Source organism: Streptomyces sp. NPDC041108, from assembly GCF_055592645.1.
Window position 1 is genome coordinate 1 of record NZ_JBVIYK010000027.1, and the last position, 14,551, is coordinate 14,551.

The window sequence follows — 14,551 nt, forward strand, 5'->3', positions numbered from 1 at the left end:
AGATGTGGTGGTTGGGGATGGGAGTTCAGATGTGTGCTTTTCCGGTTTGGGCCGGGCGGCCGCTGCCCCTGAGCGGCCGCCCGGCCCTTTCGCGTGTTCACAGCCAGGCCAGTGAGGCCGCCCTCTCCAGGACGCTCCGGGCGGCGGCCTCGTCGCCGGTGACGCCCCTCGGGACGTCCTGCGGGGCGTGGCGGCCGCCGACCAGCAGGCAGAAGTCCACGGGGTCCAGGGTGAGTGCGGCCCGTACGGGACCGCTGTCGTCGCCGAGGATCCAGCTGGTGCCGGCGGGGCCGGTGACCTCGAAGCGGACGCAGGGCGCGTCGTGGAGGGCCGGGCCGAGGATGCGGACGGCCAGGCGGACCAGGGACCAGAGGTGTTCGGCCGGGGGCGGAGGGACGGGGAGGCCGAGCGCACGGCCGATGTCGTCCGTGTGGATCCACGCCTCGAAGGCGCGGACCAGGAAGTGGTCGGCGACCGGCAGCCGCAGGCCCATCACCGTGACGGGGCGGGCGGCGAGTTCGGGGTCGGCGGCCTCGGGGGTGGCCAGCAGCGCGGCGGCCTGCGCGGCCCAGGCGGCGACCGTCTCACCCGGTGCGCGCCCGTGCTCGTGGGCGATGACGTCGGCGGTGCGCCGGGCCCAGGCGTCCGCCGGGGGCGTCCCCTCCGGGATGTGCGAGGCGGGCAGCGGCGTGTCCAGGCCGAGGCGTACGGCGAGGTGCTCGTCGGCGGCGACGAGGTGCGCGACGGTGGCGTGCGCGTCCCAGTCGTGCACCACCGGTGTGCCCCAGCGGCCGTCCAGTTCCGGTACCAGCGCCTGGAGTCCGGCCACGGCGGCGGCGTAGGGGGCGGCGTGGTGGGCGATCTCGGCGGCGCGGGGGCGGCGGGAGCGCAGGGCGAGCGCGAGGACGCCGTCGGCGCTCCCGTCCGGGGCGGCGGCACCGCCTCGAGCGGGGGCCGGCCCGCCGTCCAGCAGGCGTACGGTGTCGCGGAGCCGTTCGGCCTCCGCCGCGCACGACTCGCAGCCGGCCAGGTGCAGGGGGACCGTCCGCCGGTCGCCGGGGGGCAGCGCGCCGACCGCCCAGGCGGCCAGCAGCTCCCGTACGCCGTCGTGGTCGTTGGTCATCGCGCGCCGCCCTTTCGCCCTGCCCCGTCCACGATACGCACGCCCGGCGCGGTCCCGGCGGTCGCGTACGCCCCCATCACGCGCCCCTCACCGCCGCCGGGTCCGACGGGTCCGCGAGCGACCGGGCCAGGGTGCGCAGGGCGGAGCGCAGCCGCGTCTTCGCGGTGCCCTCGGGTATGCCCAGTTCGACGGCGGCCTGGCGGTAGGTGCGGCCGGCGAAGTAGGCGAGGTGGACCACCTCCCGCTGCGGGCGCGGCAGTCCGGCGAGGGCCGTGTGCAGCAGCAGGGAGCGCTCGCGGTCGACGACCGCCTCGTCCGGGCCCGGCCCGGCGTCGGGGATGGCGTGCAGCTCGGAGTCGTCCGCGCGGGCGTCCTTGCGGTGCCGGGCCTCGCTGCGCACCCAGTCCACGGCCCGCCGGTGGGCGACCATGGAGAGCCAGGTGCGCAGCGAGCCCCGGCGCGCGTCGAAGCCGTACGGTCTGCTCCACAGCTGGGCGAAGACCTCCTGCGCCACGTCCTCGGCGGCCGCCGGGCTGCGGGTGACCCGGACGGCCACCCGCCGGACGAGTTCCCCGTACGCCGCGTACGCCTCACGCAGCGCGGACTCGTCCCCGTACACCAGCCGCCGATGCAACTCCACATCGATGGACGGCTGTTCGAGCGTCGGCTCCACCGGCACCACCACCTCGTGATGCCTTCCTAGCGCCCTCGCCCGGTCCCGCGCCAGTGGGTCTCGGCAAGTCAGCCGGACAGGACGTCCAGCAGGCGGTCGACATCCGCGGGCGTGTTGTACAGATGGAAGGCGGCCCGCAGATGGCCGGCACGGTCGGAGACCTCGACGCCCGCCCGGCTCAGCTCCGCCTGCCGGTGGCCGAGTCCGGGCACCGACACGATCGCCGATCCGGGCGCGGGAACCGGCTCCCGGCCGAGGCGGGCGAGGCCCGCGCGGAACCGGTCGGCCAGCGCCAGGTCGTGATCCCGCACCCGTGTCACGCCCAGTTCCTCGATCAGCGCCAGGGACCGGCGGGCGCCGGCGTACGAGAAGAGGCTGGGGCTCTCGTCGAACCGGCGGGCGGAACGGGCGAGTTCCTCCACCGGGCCGTAGCAGCTGTCCCACGGTTCCTGTCCCGCGACCCAGCCGGCGAACAGGGGGGTGAGTCCGCCGAGGTCCTCCGGGACGACGAGGAAGGTCACCCCGCGCGGGCAGACGAGCCATTTGAAGGCGACGGAGACGACGTAGTCGTACGCGCCGGCCTCGATCGGCAGCCAGCCGGCGGACTGCGACGCGTCGACGTACGTCCGCGCCCCGTGCGCCCGCGCGGCCTCCCGGATCGCGGCGAGGTCGGCGATCCGGCCGTCGGCGGACTGGGCGGCGCTCACCGCGACGAGCGCCGTGCCGGGGCGCACCGACTCGGCGACGCGCTCCAGCGGCACCTGACGCACCTTGAGGTCGCCGCGCACATGGAAGGGGTTCACGAGGGAGGTGAAGTCGCCCTCGGCGGTCAGCACCTCGGCGCCCTCGGGCAGCGAGGCGGCGACCAGTCCGCTGTAGACGGCGACCGAGGCACCGGCGGCCACCCTGCCGTCCGGCACCCCGACGATCCGCCCGAACGCCGCCCGCGCGGCCTCCACGTCGGCGAACATGTCCTGCGGCCGGCCGGCCGCGACCGAGTCCACGCCGGCCTTCATCGCGGCGACCGTGCGGGCCGGCAGCAGTCCCGTACTCGCGGTGTTCAGATAGGTGTTCTTCGGGGCGAACTCGGTCCTGACGAGGCTCTCGAAGGTCTCCATGGCTCCACTGTGGGGCCCGCGCACATCTCCCGTCCATGGAGATGTTCTGCGCGTTTCCCCCAAGCGATGCTTATGGATGGCCGCTGACCTGCGCCGTCCGTCTCCTACGACTGCTGCGGCACGGCGCACCCGTCCGGTCCGCAGGCCTCCGCGCCCCCGGCCGCGACGACCTTCAGGGGCGCGGGCCTCTCGCCCCACGCCTGCGTGAGCGCCCGCTCGAACACCTCGGCGGGCTGGGCGCCGGAGACCCCGTACTTGCGGTCCAGGACGAAGAACGGCACGCCGTTCGCCCCCAGTTCCGCCGCCTCGCGCTCGTCGGCGCGGACGGCGTCGGCGTACGCGTCGGAGTCGGCGAGCACTCCGCGGACCGTGCCCTCCTCCAGCCCCGCCGCCACGGCCAGCTCGACCAGGTACTCGTCGGCGTCGGCGTACACGGACCGTTCCTCGGCGAAGTTCGCCCGGTAGAAGGCCTGGAGCAGCTCGCTCTGGCGTCCCTCCTCCTTGGCGAGGTGCAGCAGGCGGTGCATGTCGAAGGTGCTGCCGTGGTCGCGGCCCTCGGCCCGGTAGGCGAGGCCCTCGGCGCCGGCCTGCTCGCGGAGGTTGTGCTCGCCCGCCTGGGCCTGCGCCTCGCTCATCCCGTACTTCTTGCTCAGCATGGTGAGGACCGGCTGGATGTCGTCCTTGGCGCGGCCCGGGTCGAGCTCGTAGGAGCGGTGCACCACCTCGACGCCGTCGCGGTGCGGGAAGGCGGCGAGCGCCTTCTCGAAGCGGGCCTTGCCCACGTAGCACCAGGGGCAGGCGATGTCGCTCCAGATCTCGACGCGCATGGTTCAGCTCTCTCCAGGTCGTACGGGTACGGAGCCGGCCTCCGCTTCTACGGTCGATGAACGTTCAAGCAGCCCGGCTCATTCCCGGCTCCGCCAGTTCCCCGCTCCGCCCGTTCCCCGCTCCGCCCGTTCCCGGCCGTGCCCTCTTGCCCGGAAGCGCGCCTCAGCTGCCGTTCCTCAGGTCCTCGGGCCAGTTCGGGCGGAACTCGATCTCGTCGTAGGTGACCACGCAGCCCTCGCCCATCGGGGACTGGGTCATGAAGCCGACGAGGGCGGCACCGCTCTCGTACGGGTCGGAGAGGGTGAAGAGGCGGACGAAGATCCAGCGCTTGCCGTCGCGCGAGGCGTGGAAGGCGAAGGCACGGCCGGTGCGGCTGATCCGCAGCCACACGGAACTGCCGTCCACGGTGAAGGAGTTGGCGTCGTCCGAGTGGCCCCGGGTGACCACCGTGCACACGGTCGGCACATCGGGCGAGTACTCCAGGCAGAGCTTCGCCCAGGCCCGTTCCCCCACGTGCACGTAGAGCACGCCCGCGTCGAACCCGGCACCGAAGCCGACGGTGACCTTCGCGATCAGCTGGAAGTCCCCTTCCGGGGCCCCCAGCAGCCTGGGCGCGTCCGAGGCGGGGTCCAGGCCCTCGTCGGTGGGCGGCACGAACCGGTCCTGCCGGGCACCGGCCCACCCGGTGAGCACCCCGTCCTCGTAGGACCAGTGCCCGTCGGGGCCATAGGTGCGAAGAGGGAACGGGAGTTCGGGGATTTCGACGTCCATGCGGGGGATTCTCGCAGCTCCCGGGCCGTCCCCGCGCCCCTTCGGGGACGCGGGGACGGCCTCACGGAACTAGCGCTCCAGAACGCCGTCGAACCGCCGCGGCAGTCCCAGCGGGTTGTCGTCCCGCAGCTCCGGCGGGAGCAGCGCCTCGGGCGCCCCCTGGTAGGCGACCGGCCGCAGCCACCGCTCGATCGCCGTACCGCCGACGGAGGTGGACGTCGAGGTGGTGGCGGGGTAGGGACCGCCGTGGTGCTGGGCCGCGGCCACGGCCACACCGGTCGGCCAGCCGTTCACGAGCACGCGCCCGGCCAGCGGCGTCAGTTCGGCCAGCAGCTCCGGTCCGCGCCCTCCCTCGGCGGCCTCCTCGCCGGACACGTGCACGGTCGCGGTGAGGTTGCCGGGCAGCCGGGACAGCACGGACTTGGCCTCGTCCTCGTCCGTGTAGCGCGCCACGACCGTGAGCGGGCCGAAGCACTCCTCCAGGAGCAGGTCGTGCTCGCCCTCGGCCGCCAGCTTCCGCGCGGGGACGGTCAGGAATCCGGGGCTGACGGTGTGGTCGCCGCCCGCGCCGGCGGTCACCGGCGACTCCACCTCGGGCAGTTCGGCGCGCTCGGCGACACCGGCGAGGAAGTTGTCGCGCATCCGGTGGTCCAGCAGCACCCCGGAGCCGACGTCGCTGACCGCGTCGGTGAGGGACTTGAGCAGGCGGTCACCGGCGTCACCGGCGGGCGCCAGCACCAGGCCGGGCTTCACGCAGAACTGGCCGACGCCGAGGGTCATCGACCCGGCGAGTCCGGCGCCGATCGCCTCGGCGCGCTCGGCGGCGGCGGCCTCGGTGATGAGCACGGGGTTCAGGGAGCCCAGCTCCCCGTGGAACGGGATCGGCACGGGCCGGGCGGCGGCCGCGTCGAACAGGGCCCGGCCGCCGCGTACCGAACCGGTGAAGCCGGCGGCGGTGACGAGCGGGTGCTTGACCAGCTCGACGCCCGCCTCGAAGCCGTGCACGAGACCGAGGACGCCCTCGGGGATGCCGTGCTCGGCGGCGGCCCGGCGCAGCACGATCGCGACCAGCTCGGACAGCGCCGGGTGGTCGGGGTGCGCCTTGACGACCACCGGGCAGCCGGCGGCCAACGCGCTCGCGGTGTCGCCGCCGGGGACGGAGAACGCGAAGGGGAAGTTGGAGGCCGAGTAGACGGCGACGACACCGAGGGGGACCTTGTAGCGGCGCAGGTCCGGGATGGGCGGGGTCGCGGTGTCGTCGGGGTGGTTGATCACCACGTCGAGGAACGCGCCCTCGTCCACGATGTCGGCGAAGGCCCGCAGCTGGTAGCAGGTACGGGCGAGTTCACCGGTGAGCCGGACCGGGCCGAGCGCGGTCTCCGCGTCGGCGACCTCGACGAGCTGGTCCTTGGCCGCCTGGAGCTGGTCGGCGGCTGTGCGCAGGAAGGCCGAGCGGACGGTCCGGTCGGCGAGGGAGGCGCGGGCGGCGTGCGCCGCGCGGACGGCGGCGTCCACCTCCTGGGCTGTGGCCTCCACCGCAACCTGCTCGCGCTGCTTCCCGGTTCGGGGGTCGACACTCCAGACTGGTGCTGCTGCCACCGCGGGTTCCTCCACGTATATCTGGGTCAGTTCCCAGAGGTATTTCTGGGTCATTCACCAGGGTCGTTCGATATGCTGAACGCTGTCTCTGATGATGAATACTCGGTATCGGAGACTATTTCCCGTCCAACGAAGGGGTCAAGGGCGATGTCGGCAGTCGAGACGGGCGGCGGAGCACAGGTCAAGTCGGCGGTGAGGACCGTCGAGCTGCTCGAATACTTCGCCGGGCGCCCCGGAATGCACTCCCTGGCGGCCGTCCAGGAAGCCGTCGGTTACCCCAAGTCCAGTCTCTACATGTTGCTCCGCACCCTCGTGGAGCTGGGCTGGGTCGAGACGGACGCGACGGGCACCCGCTACGGCATCGGGGTACGGGCGCTGCTCGTGGGCACGTCGTACATCGACGGCGACGAGGTGGTGGCACTGGCCCGGCCGACGCTGGACCGCCTGTCGGACGACACCACGGAGACGATCCACCTGGCCCGCCTCGACGGCACGAACGTCGTCTATCTGGCCACCCGGCAGTCGCAGCACTATCTGCGCCCCTTCACCAGGGTCGGCCGCCGGCTGCCCGCGCACTCCACCTCGCTGGGCAAGGCGCTGCTGGCCACCCACACCGACGAGCAGGTCCGCAAGATGCTCCCGGAGACGCTGCCGGCGCTGACCGAGCACACGATCACCGACCGGGAGCGGCTCATCGAGGAGCTGCGCCAGATCCGCGAGCAGGGCTTCTCCGTGGACCGCGAGGAGAACACGCTCGGGCTGCGCTGCTTCGGCGTGGCGATCCCGTACCGCACGCCGGCCCGTGACGCCATCAGCTGCTCGGTCCCGGTGGCCCGGCTGACACCCGCCCACGAGCAGCTGGTCAAGGACGCCCTCTTCGACGCGCGCGACCGGCTGACGCTGGCGACGCGGCGCCTCTGAGCAGCCCGGACACGGAACCGGGCCGGGGCCTGGGCCTGGGCCTGGGGCACGCCGGCTTCATGAGGAGCCCATGAGAAATCCGGGCGAGGGGAACGACCCATCCCTTCCCGCTCGTCCTTCCGGGTGCCATGAACAAGACGATCAGGCGCTCCGCCGTCTTCTGCCTGCTGCTCGTGCTCGCCCTGCTGGTGCGGGCGACCTGGGTGCAGTTCTACGAGGGCACGGCCCTCGCGGACTCCCCGGACAACCGGCGCAACGCGATCAAGACGTACGCGGCCCCGCTCGGGAACATCATCGTGGCCGGCGACTCGATCACCGGCTCGGCCCGGACCGAGGACAGCGACCTCGCGTACCGGCGCACGTACACGGACGGCGAGCTGTACGCGGCGGTCACGGGCTACGCCTCGCAGGCCTACCTGCCGACGCAGCTGGAGGGCGTCTACAAGGATCTGCTCGACGGCACCGACCTGCGGCTGAAGACCGTGATGGACACGGTCACCGGCGAGCGGGCCGAGCCGGGTGACGTGATCACCACGATCGATCCGGCCGTGCAGAAGGCGGCGTTCGGGGCCCTCGGCGACAAGAAGGGCTCCGCCGTGGCGATCGACCCGGCGACCGGGCGGATCCTGGCGGTGGTGTCGACCCCGTCGTACGACCCGTCCGCGCTCACCGCCGCGGGCACCGCCGGTGCGGCCTGGAAGAAGCTGAACGCCGACCCGGACAAGCCGCTGACCAACCGGGCTCTGCGTCAGCCGCTGCCGCCGGGGTCGACGTTCAAGCTGGTCGTGGCGGCCGCCGCGCTGGAGGACGGGCTGTACGCGTCGGTGGACACGAAGACCGTGAGCCCGGACCCGTACACCCTGCCGGGCACCTCCACCGAGCTGTCGAACGAGAACCCGAGCGCGCCCTGCGAGAACGCCACGATCCGTACGGCGCTGCAGTACTCGTGCAACAACGTCTTCGCGAGGATGGCGGTCTCCCTCGGCCAGGACAAGGTGCGGGCGATGGCCGAGAGGTTCGGTTTCGACGACAAGGCACAGGACGTGCCGGTGCGGGCCTACGAGAGCGTCTATCCGACGGGCATGGACAAGTCCTCCACAGCCCTGACGGGCATCGGTCAGTACGACGTCACCGCGACGCCGCTCCAGATGGCGATGGTGTCCGCGGCGATCGCCGACGGCGGCAGGCTGGTGGCGCCGCACATGGTGGCGCAGATCACCGACGGGGGTGGTGACGTCCTGGAGGACTACGACTCCGAGGCCGACTCGAAGGAGATCATGAGCGCCCGTACGGCGGAGCAGCTGCAGTCGGCGATGCGGACGGTCGTCGAGGACGGCACGGGCACGAACGCCCGGATCAGCGGGGTGACAGTGGGCGGCAAGACCGGTACGGCCCAGCACGGCGAGAACAACAGCAGGACGCCGTACGCCTGGTTCACGTCGTACGGGAAGGCCGGCGGCAAGGCGGTGGCCGTCGCGGTGGTCGTGGAGCAGTCGAACGCGGCGCGGTCGGAGGTCAGCGGCAACGGCTTGGCCGCGCCGGTCGCGAAGGCTGTGATGGAGGCGGCGTTGAAGGGGTGATCCGGCGCCGGGCCGAGGCCATCTGAAGACAGGGGCCGCCCCACTCCCCCCGGGGGCGGCCCCTCGTTTCTCGGCTGCCGGCCGTATGCGGCTGGTCGCGTGGTTCCCCGGGCCCCTCACGGGGCGGGGCACGGTCGCCTACTTCACACCGAACAGCTGCTGGATCGGGTTGATGGCGAAGTACACCAGGAACAGGGCCGAGGTGGCCCACAGCAGCCAGTGGATCTCCTTCGCCTTGCCGAGCACCGTCTTGATCAGGACGAAGGCGAGGAAGCCGGCGCCGATGCCGTTGGTGATGGAGTAGGTGAACGGCATCACCGCGATGGTGAGGAACGCCGGGATGGCGATCTCGTACCTGTCCCAGTCGATGTACTTGACCTGGGTCATCATCAGGAAGCCGACGGCGACGAGCGCGGGCGCGGCGGCCTGCATGGGGACGATGGTCAGCAGCGGGGTCAGGAAGAGGGCCACCGCGAAGAGACCGCCGGTGACCAGGTTGGAGAAGCCGGTGCGGGCGCCCTCGCCGACGCCGGCCGCGGACTCGATGTAGGAGGTCGCGGAGGACGAGGAGGCGGCGCCGCCGGCGACGGCCGCCGCACCGTCGATGAGGAGGACCCGGCCGAGGTTCGGGACCTTGCCCTCCTCGTCCAGCAGGCCGGCCTCGGCGGTGATGCCGACGACCGTGCCCATGGTGTCGAAGAAGTCCGAGAGCAGCAGGGTGAAGATCAGCAGGACGACCGTGATGACGGTGGTCTCGCCGAACGAGCCGAACAGGCTGAAGTCGCCGATCAGCCCGAACTCGGGGGCGGCGACGAGGTCGTCGGGGACCTTCGGGGTGGTGAGGCCCCAGCTCTTGATGTCGGCCACCGAGTTGATCACGATCGCGACGACCGTCATCGTCAGGATGCTGATGAGGATGGCGCCCCGCACCTTGCGGGCGAGGAGGGCGACGGTCAGCAGGACGCCGGCGCAGAAGACCAGGATCGGCCAGCCGGACAGCGCGCCGCCGGCGCCGAGCTGGACCGGCACGGTGGTGTTGGCGATGTCCGGGATGCGGGTGACGAATCCCGCGTCGACGAAGCCGATGAAGGCGATGAACAGGCCGATGCCGACGCTGATCGCCTGCTTGAGCGGCTGCGGTATGGCGTGCATGACGGCCTCGCGCAGGCCCGTGACCACGAGGACGCAGATCAGCAGACCTTCGAGGACGACGAGGCCCATCGCGTCGGGCCAGCTCATCAGCGGGGCTATCTGGAAGGCGACGACCGCGTTGAGTCCGAGGCCGGCGGCCAGGGCGAGCGGCAGGTTGCCGCCGACGCCCATGATGACCGTCATCACCGCGGCCACGAGGGCGGTGGCGGTGACGAGTTCGGCGCCGTCGAGGGTGTGGCCGAACTTGTCCTTGGCGTTGCCGAGGATGATGGGATTCAGGACAAGGATGTACGCCATCGTGAAGAACGTGGCGAGGCCGCCGCGTATCTCGCGGGCGAAGGTGGACCCCCGGGCGCTGATCTTGAAGAAGCGATCGACGCTGTTCGCCCCGGACGGTTCGGGTACGGGCCGGTCGGCAGCCTTCTGTGCCTCGGACATGAACGGTGCTCCTAGTGACATGCGTTGATCGACGCGCGGATGCTGGCTGGATTGTTCCCCCGTTGAACCTGGTTCAGGTTTTCTCCGTGTTACGAAAACGGAGTTCTCCCTGCAAGACGGCGTTCGAAGCCGCGTACGAACCCGTTTCACGATCACTGCTACTCTTCCGGATCTCGTCGGGGGTCGACCTCGGACGATCACATGTCGTTCACCCGACACGCACAGCCGGCCGCCTCGGCCGCTGTGGCCGCAGCGAGAAGAGAGGTCCCCGTGGGCACTGTCGTCGACGACGCAGCCTCCGTGGAGTTCCACGCCTTCTTCGAACGGCACTATGCCGAACTCTCGCGTCTCGCCCACCTGTTGACAGGTGAGGCGGACGCCGCCGACGACCTGGCCGCGGACGCGTTGCTCGCGATGTGGCACCGCTGGGACCGGGTCCGCGCGGCGGACCACCCGGTGGCGTACGCCCGTGGCGTCGTCGCCAATCTGGCCCGTACCCGGATCCGCAGCGCGGTCCGCGAGCGCCGAAGAATCACGCTGTTCTGGTCGCAGCGCGAGGAGAAGACCGACAACCCCGACGTGCCCGGCGTGGTCGACGTCCAGTCGGCGCTGCGCAGACTGCCGTTCCGCAAGCGGGCTTGCGTGGTCCTGCGGCATGCTTTCGACCTCTCGGAGAAGGACACGGCACTGGCCCTCGGTGTCTCGGTCGGTACCGTGAAGAGCCAGACGTCCAAGGGGATGGCCGAACTGCAGAAGCTGCTCGGTGCCGAGGACGCGCCACGGCGCATGCACGCCGGCCTCACGGGCGGGGGCGTGCGGGGCGCGAGTGTGACCGGTGCGAGTGCGCCGGGCAGCGGAGGAAGGGACCGATGAGGGACGTGCACGAGGACCTGCGTGCCCGGCTGCGTGAGTCGGCCGAGGCGCACGAGCCCGACCGCGCCCGCATCCTGGCCCGGATCGAACGCGGTATGGCGGCCCCCGCGGAGCGCCGGAGCCGCAAGGCGACCCGGCCGCCGCTGTGGGGCTGGGTGCGGGTGGTCACCGCCACCGCCGGTGTCGCGAGCGTGCTCGCGGTGGGCGGCTACGCGGTCGCCTCCGCGGTGAAGGGCGAGGAGCCGGCCGACCGGGGGACCGTCGTGGTCTCCCCGACGCCGCTCGACTCCCCGGCCGCGACGAGCCGGGCCCCGATCCCTCCCGACCGTCCGAGCCCGGGCCCCGGTGGGACGCGGAAGGCCGAGCCCCGCTCGACCCCGTCGCAGAGCCCGTCCGCCAAGGACACGACCGCGCCGAAGCTGCCCTCCTCGGGGGACGCGGAGGACGGTCCGCTGTGGTCGGACGGCTCGGTCGACTGGCACAGCAACGAGTTCTGGGCGCAGAGCAATCTCACCCTGAGGACGAGCGAGCAGCTCACCGAGCTGACGGTGCAGTTGCGGATCGCCCGGACCGGCGGGGTGACCTCGTCCGGGGCCTGGCGCTCGCTGCCGGAGCAGGACTTCGACCTCACGGTCGCCACGGACGACGGCTTCCTGGTCTACACCTGGGTGCTCAAGGACGGCCGTACGGTCCCCAAGGGCGAGTTCGTCTTCGCCGGGCAGTACAACCACGAGCGCGGCGGCCGGGACGCGGGCGGCGACCGCTACGCGATGACCGCGAAGGCGGGCGGCGACGACCTCGCGGTGGCGGGCGGCTTCGAGGCCCAGGACGACAAGGGCTCCTCGGGCGAGGACAAGAACGGGGACGGCAACGACGACGCGGGCGGCTCGTAGAAAAGATCCGCGGCGGCGGCAACCTTCTCCCCACCGGTGGCGACCAGAAGACGCGAGAGTCACCACCGGCGAGGGATGGAGTACATGACCGCACCTGCGCGACGGCGTGTCCGGCACCGCCGCCGGACCACCGCACGCCGGGCCCTGTCCGGCCGCGCCGTGCGGGCGCCGCGGATCCGTTCGCACCGGGGGCACAACCCCGCGTTCGCGTACGGCGTCTATGTCTGTGCGTGGCAGTCGAACGCCAGACGATCGAACACCAGTAGGTGCGAGCTTTCCGGTCCCGGCGTCCCGGCCCGCCGCGAAGACCTGCCGGCCCGAGCCCCCCTCGGCCGGCAGCGGTGCCGACCGGAGCCCCCCTCGGGGTCGGCACGCACAGCGCCCCCCGCCGGTGACGACCGGCGGGGGGCGCCTGCGCACGCGTGCCGGCCCGGTTCAGTCCATCGAGGCGCCGACGGCCGTGGAACCCGTGGTCAGGAACGTGGTGGCGGGCAGCGAACCGTCCGCCTGCCGCGCGCCGTACGCGGTGGTCGCCGTCGTCGACCGGAAGGCCGGCGCACTCACGCCGCTGTCCAAGCCGTTCCCGGCGGACACCGTGGACGGGCCCAGTACCGCCCCGCCCGTGCCGTTGCCGACCGCCAGGTTGCGGGTCAGCCGGGCCCTGCCGGTCCCGAAGGAGAACCCGCGCTCCTTGTCGGCGTAGGCCGTGTTGCGGTCGAGCAGGACCGCGCCCGTGCTGGTGTCCCCGGAGAGCCCATGGAGCGTGTTCTCCCAGGCCGCGTTGGTGTCCACCACGTGCGCGGCGGACACCCCTCCCCCGCCCAGCTCGAAGGCGGTGCCCCCGCCCTCGAAGGCGGGGTCGTGGCGGCGGTTGCGGCCGTTGCCGAAGGCCCAGGAGTGCTCGACGGTGACGGGCGAGGAGAACTGCCGGAGGTCGAGCCCTTCGTACGCGGTGAGCGTGATCCGAGCCGAGGGGGTGCCGTCCGCCGTGGACGGCAGCGTCCGCGCCGGCCGGTAGGTGCCACCGCGCACCCGGATCGTCGTCCCGGCGACGGCGACGGCGACGGCGGGCTCCGGCGACGCGGTGTCGGAGACGGTGACCGCGGCCGTCGCGGCCCGGGCGCCGTCGTGCGCGAGGCCGAGGTACACACCGCCCGCCCCCGCGGCGACGGACACGGCGGCGGCGATCGACAGGGTCCGCGCTCTGCGATGGCGTCCGTGACTGTGACGCACGGTGTTCCTTCGGCAGGCGACGCGTCCCCGGGAGACGGGACACGAAGCGGGCCGAAGGGCCCGCTCCGGCCCGCTTCAGATCACTGGTCGCCGCCCGGCGTCAAAGGGTTGCCGCGCGCCCGCGAAATCGCTCGAAAGTTTCGCGGCGGGGACGGGGACCACGGCGAGGAGGCGGTACGACCGCCCGCGCGCCGCGTCCCCGCGGTCGCCGTCAGTCCATGGTCGCGCCGATCGTCGTGCTGCCCGTGGTCAGGAAGGTGGTCGCGGGCAGGGTCCCGCCGGAGGAGCGGGCGTTGAACGTCGACGAGGCGCTGGTCGAGCGGAAGGCCGGGGTCGAGACGCCCGAGTCCCAGTTGTTGCCGGACGACACGACCGACGAGCCCTTGTTGACCGAGCCGCCGCTGTTGCCCACCGCCAGGTTCCTGCCGAGGCGGGCCGCGCCGGTGGCGAAGTAGTAGCCCCACTTGGCGTTGGCGTAGGCGGTGGTCCGGTTGATGACGACGGCGCCCTTGTTGCTGTTCTCGGTGAAGCCGTTGCCCGCGTTGTCCCAGGCGGCCGAGTTGTTGATGACATGGGCGACGGTCTCGCCGTCGCCGCCCAGCTTGTAGCCGTTGCCGTCGCCCGCGAACGCGGAGTCGCCCCAGCGGTTCCTGCCGTTGCCCATCGCCCAGGTGTGCTCGACGGTGACGGGCGAGGAGAAGGACCAGAAGTCCAGGCCGTCGTCCGCGTTGTCGTAGAGACGGGCCCCGGTGATGAGGTTGCCGCCGCCGGAGCCGAACTTCACGGCGATGCCGTCGGCGTTCTCCCCGTGGTTGGCCCGGTCGTAGTGGCCGTAGGAGTCGATGTTGCGGACGGTGTTGTTGGTGGTGCTGTCGCCGGTGAGCGTGAAGCCGGAGTCGCCGCCGTTGATGGTCCTGATGTTGTCCCAGACCGTGGAGGCGCAGGACTGGCAGACGACCGCGCTGTCCGGGGAGTTCTGGAAGGTGATCCCGGAGACGGTCCAGTAGTCGGCGGTCAGCTTGAAGATCCAGCCGCCGGCGGGCAGGTTCGAGCCGTCGATCTTCACGGTCTCCGAGCCGTACGGCTGGAGGTTGATCCGGCTGGAGGAGCTGCCGTTCACCGTCGACTGCAGGGTCGCCGTCGGGTAGTACGTGCCGCCGCGCACCTGGATGGTGGTGCCGGGCGTGGCGTTCCTGATGGCGTTGGACAGGTCGGTCACGTTGCCGACGACCACGGTGGCGGCGTGCGCCTGGGTGGGGAGCACGGCCAGGCCGGCACCGAGGGCGAGGGCCGTGCCCAGGGCGAGAGTGGTACGACGAGACATGGAGAGCGGTTCCTTTCTCGTGCGG

The 14,551-nt window shown here is 72.2% G+C and carries 13 protein-coding genes; 4 read left to right on the plus strand and 9 right to left on the minus strand.

What is annotated here, in order from left to right; translation table 11 throughout:
* Window positions 1-97 precede the first annotated feature (97 nt).
* The 6 genes from ACZ6BB_RS39295 to ACZ6BB_RS39320 form a co-directional block, all read right to left on the minus strand.
* Entirely contained in the window at window positions 98-1,123 is a 1,026-nt protein-coding gene (locus tag ACZ6BB_RS39295) for a maleylpyruvate isomerase family mycothiol-dependent enzyme (protein WP_471619892.1), read from the minus strand.
* Between the two features lie 76 nt (window positions 1,124-1,199).
* The gene (locus tag ACZ6BB_RS39300; protein ID WP_471619893.1) at window positions 1,200-1,808 is read right to left on the minus strand and encodes an RNA polymerase sigma factor; all 609 of its coding nucleotides are present in this window, start codon (window positions 1,806-1,808) and stop codon (window positions 1,200-1,202) included.
* Window positions 1,809-1,864: 56 nt separating this feature from the next.
* Window positions 1,865-2,914, minus strand: coding sequence for an aminotransferase class V-fold PLP-dependent enzyme (locus ACZ6BB_RS39305; RefSeq protein ID WP_471619894.1), 1,050 nt, complete (start codon window positions 2,912-2,914; stop codon window positions 1,865-1,867).
* Window positions 2,915-3,018: 104 nt separating this feature from the next.
* On the minus strand, window positions 3,019-3,741 hold the full coding sequence (locus ACZ6BB_RS39310) for a DsbA family oxidoreductase (RefSeq protein ID WP_471619895.1): 723 nt from the start codon (window positions 3,739-3,741) through the stop codon (window positions 3,019-3,021).
* Window positions 3,742-3,904: 163 nt separating this feature from the next.
* Window positions 3,905-4,513, minus strand: a complete 609-nt coding sequence (locus tag ACZ6BB_RS39315; protein ID WP_471619896.1) for a DUF1349 domain-containing protein — start codon at window positions 4,511-4,513, stop codon at window positions 3,905-3,907.
* Window positions 4,514-4,582: 69 nt separating this feature from the next.
* Window positions 4,583-6,112 (minus strand): aldehyde dehydrogenase (NADP(+)), encoded by a 1,530-nt coding sequence (locus tag ACZ6BB_RS39320; RefSeq protein ID WP_471619897.1) that lies wholly within the window; start codon window positions 6,110-6,112, stop codon window positions 4,583-4,585.
* 147 nt (window positions 6,113-6,259) lie between these two features.
* Here ACZ6BB_RS39320 and ACZ6BB_RS39325 point away from each other — a divergent pair, with 147 nt between their 5' ends.
* Window positions 6,260-7,033: an IclR family transcriptional regulator gene (locus ACZ6BB_RS39325; protein ID WP_013004606.1), complete on the plus strand. Its 774-nt coding sequence runs from the start codon at window positions 6,260-6,262 to the stop codon at window positions 7,031-7,033.
* Window positions 7,034-7,161: 128 nt separating this feature from the next.
* On the plus strand, window positions 7,162-8,613 hold the full coding sequence (locus ACZ6BB_RS39330) for a penicillin-binding transpeptidase domain-containing protein (RefSeq protein ID WP_471619898.1): 1,452 nt from the start codon (window positions 7,162-7,164) through the stop codon (window positions 8,611-8,613).
* A 138-nt stretch (window positions 8,614-8,751) separates the two neighbouring features.
* Here the strand turns inward: ACZ6BB_RS39330 and ACZ6BB_RS39335 are convergent, their stop codons facing one another.
* Entirely contained in the window at window positions 8,752-10,203 is a 1,452-nt protein-coding gene (locus ACZ6BB_RS39335; protein WP_471619899.1) for an NCS2 family permease, read from the minus strand.
* A 270-nt stretch (window positions 10,204-10,473) separates the two neighbouring features.
* Here ACZ6BB_RS39335 and ACZ6BB_RS39340 point away from each other — a divergent pair, with 270 nt between their 5' ends.
* Both ACZ6BB_RS39340 and ACZ6BB_RS39345 read left to right on the plus strand, forming a co-directional pair.
* Entirely contained in the window at window positions 10,474-11,076 is a 603-nt protein-coding gene (locus ACZ6BB_RS39340; RefSeq protein WP_471619900.1) for a SigE family RNA polymerase sigma factor, read from the plus strand.
* Window positions 11,073-11,969, plus strand: coding sequence for a hypothetical protein (locus tag ACZ6BB_RS39345; protein WP_471619901.1), 897 nt, complete (start codon window positions 11,073-11,075; stop codon window positions 11,967-11,969). The genes ACZ6BB_RS39340 and ACZ6BB_RS39345 overlap by 4 nt, the downstream gene beginning before the upstream one ends.
* A 435-nt stretch (window positions 11,970-12,404) precedes the next feature.
* Here the strand turns inward: ACZ6BB_RS39345 and ACZ6BB_RS39350 are convergent, their stop codons facing one another.
* Complete coding sequence (locus tag ACZ6BB_RS39350) at window positions 12,405-13,202, minus strand: hypothetical protein (protein WP_471619902.1); 798 nt, start codon at window positions 13,200-13,202, stop codon at window positions 12,405-12,407.
* Window positions 13,203-13,413: 211 nt separating this feature from the next.
* On the minus strand, window positions 13,414-14,526 hold the full coding sequence (locus tag ACZ6BB_RS39355; protein ID WP_471619903.1) for a right-handed parallel beta-helix repeat-containing protein: 1,113 nt from the start codon (window positions 14,524-14,526) through the stop codon (window positions 13,414-13,416).
* Window positions 14,527-14,551: the final 25 nt, after the last annotated feature.

Bases quoted from the DNA above. Each gene is read 5' to 3' on its own strand.
- ACZ6BB_RS39315 (WP_471619896.1), bottom strand. From the start codon at position 4,513: ATGGACGTCGAAATCCCCGAACTCCCGTTCCCTCTTCGCACCTATGGC.
- ACZ6BB_RS39345 (WP_471619901.1), top strand. From the start codon at position 11,073: ATGAGGGACGTGCACGAGGACCTGCGTGCCCGGCTGCGTGAGTCGGCC.
- ACZ6BB_RS39325 (WP_013004606.1), top strand. From the start codon at position 6,260: ATGTCGGCAGTCGAGACGGGCGGCGGAGCACAGGTCAAGTCGGCGGTG.
- ACZ6BB_RS39305 (WP_471619894.1), bottom strand. From the start codon at position 2,914: ATGGAGACCTTCGAGAGCCTCGTCAGGACCGAGTTCGCCCCGAAGAAC.
- ACZ6BB_RS39335 (WP_471619899.1), bottom strand. From the start codon at position 10,203: ATGTCCGAGGCACAGAAGGCTGCCGACCGGCCCGTACCCGAACCGTCC.
- ACZ6BB_RS39295 (WP_471619892.1), bottom strand. From the start codon at position 1,123: ATGACCAACGACCACGACGGCGTACGGGAGCTGCTGGCCGCCTGGGCG.
- ACZ6BB_RS39330 (WP_471619898.1), top strand. From the start codon at position 7,162: ATGAACAAGACGATCAGGCGCTCCGCCGTCTTCTGCCTGCTGCTCGTG.
- ACZ6BB_RS39355 (WP_471619903.1), bottom strand. From the start codon at position 14,526: ATGTCTCGTCGTACCACTCTCGCCCTGGGCACGGCCCTCGCCCTCGGT.
- ACZ6BB_RS39310 (WP_471619895.1), bottom strand. From the start codon at position 3,741: ATGCGCGTCGAGATCTGGAGCGACATCGCCTGCCCCTGGTGCTACGTG.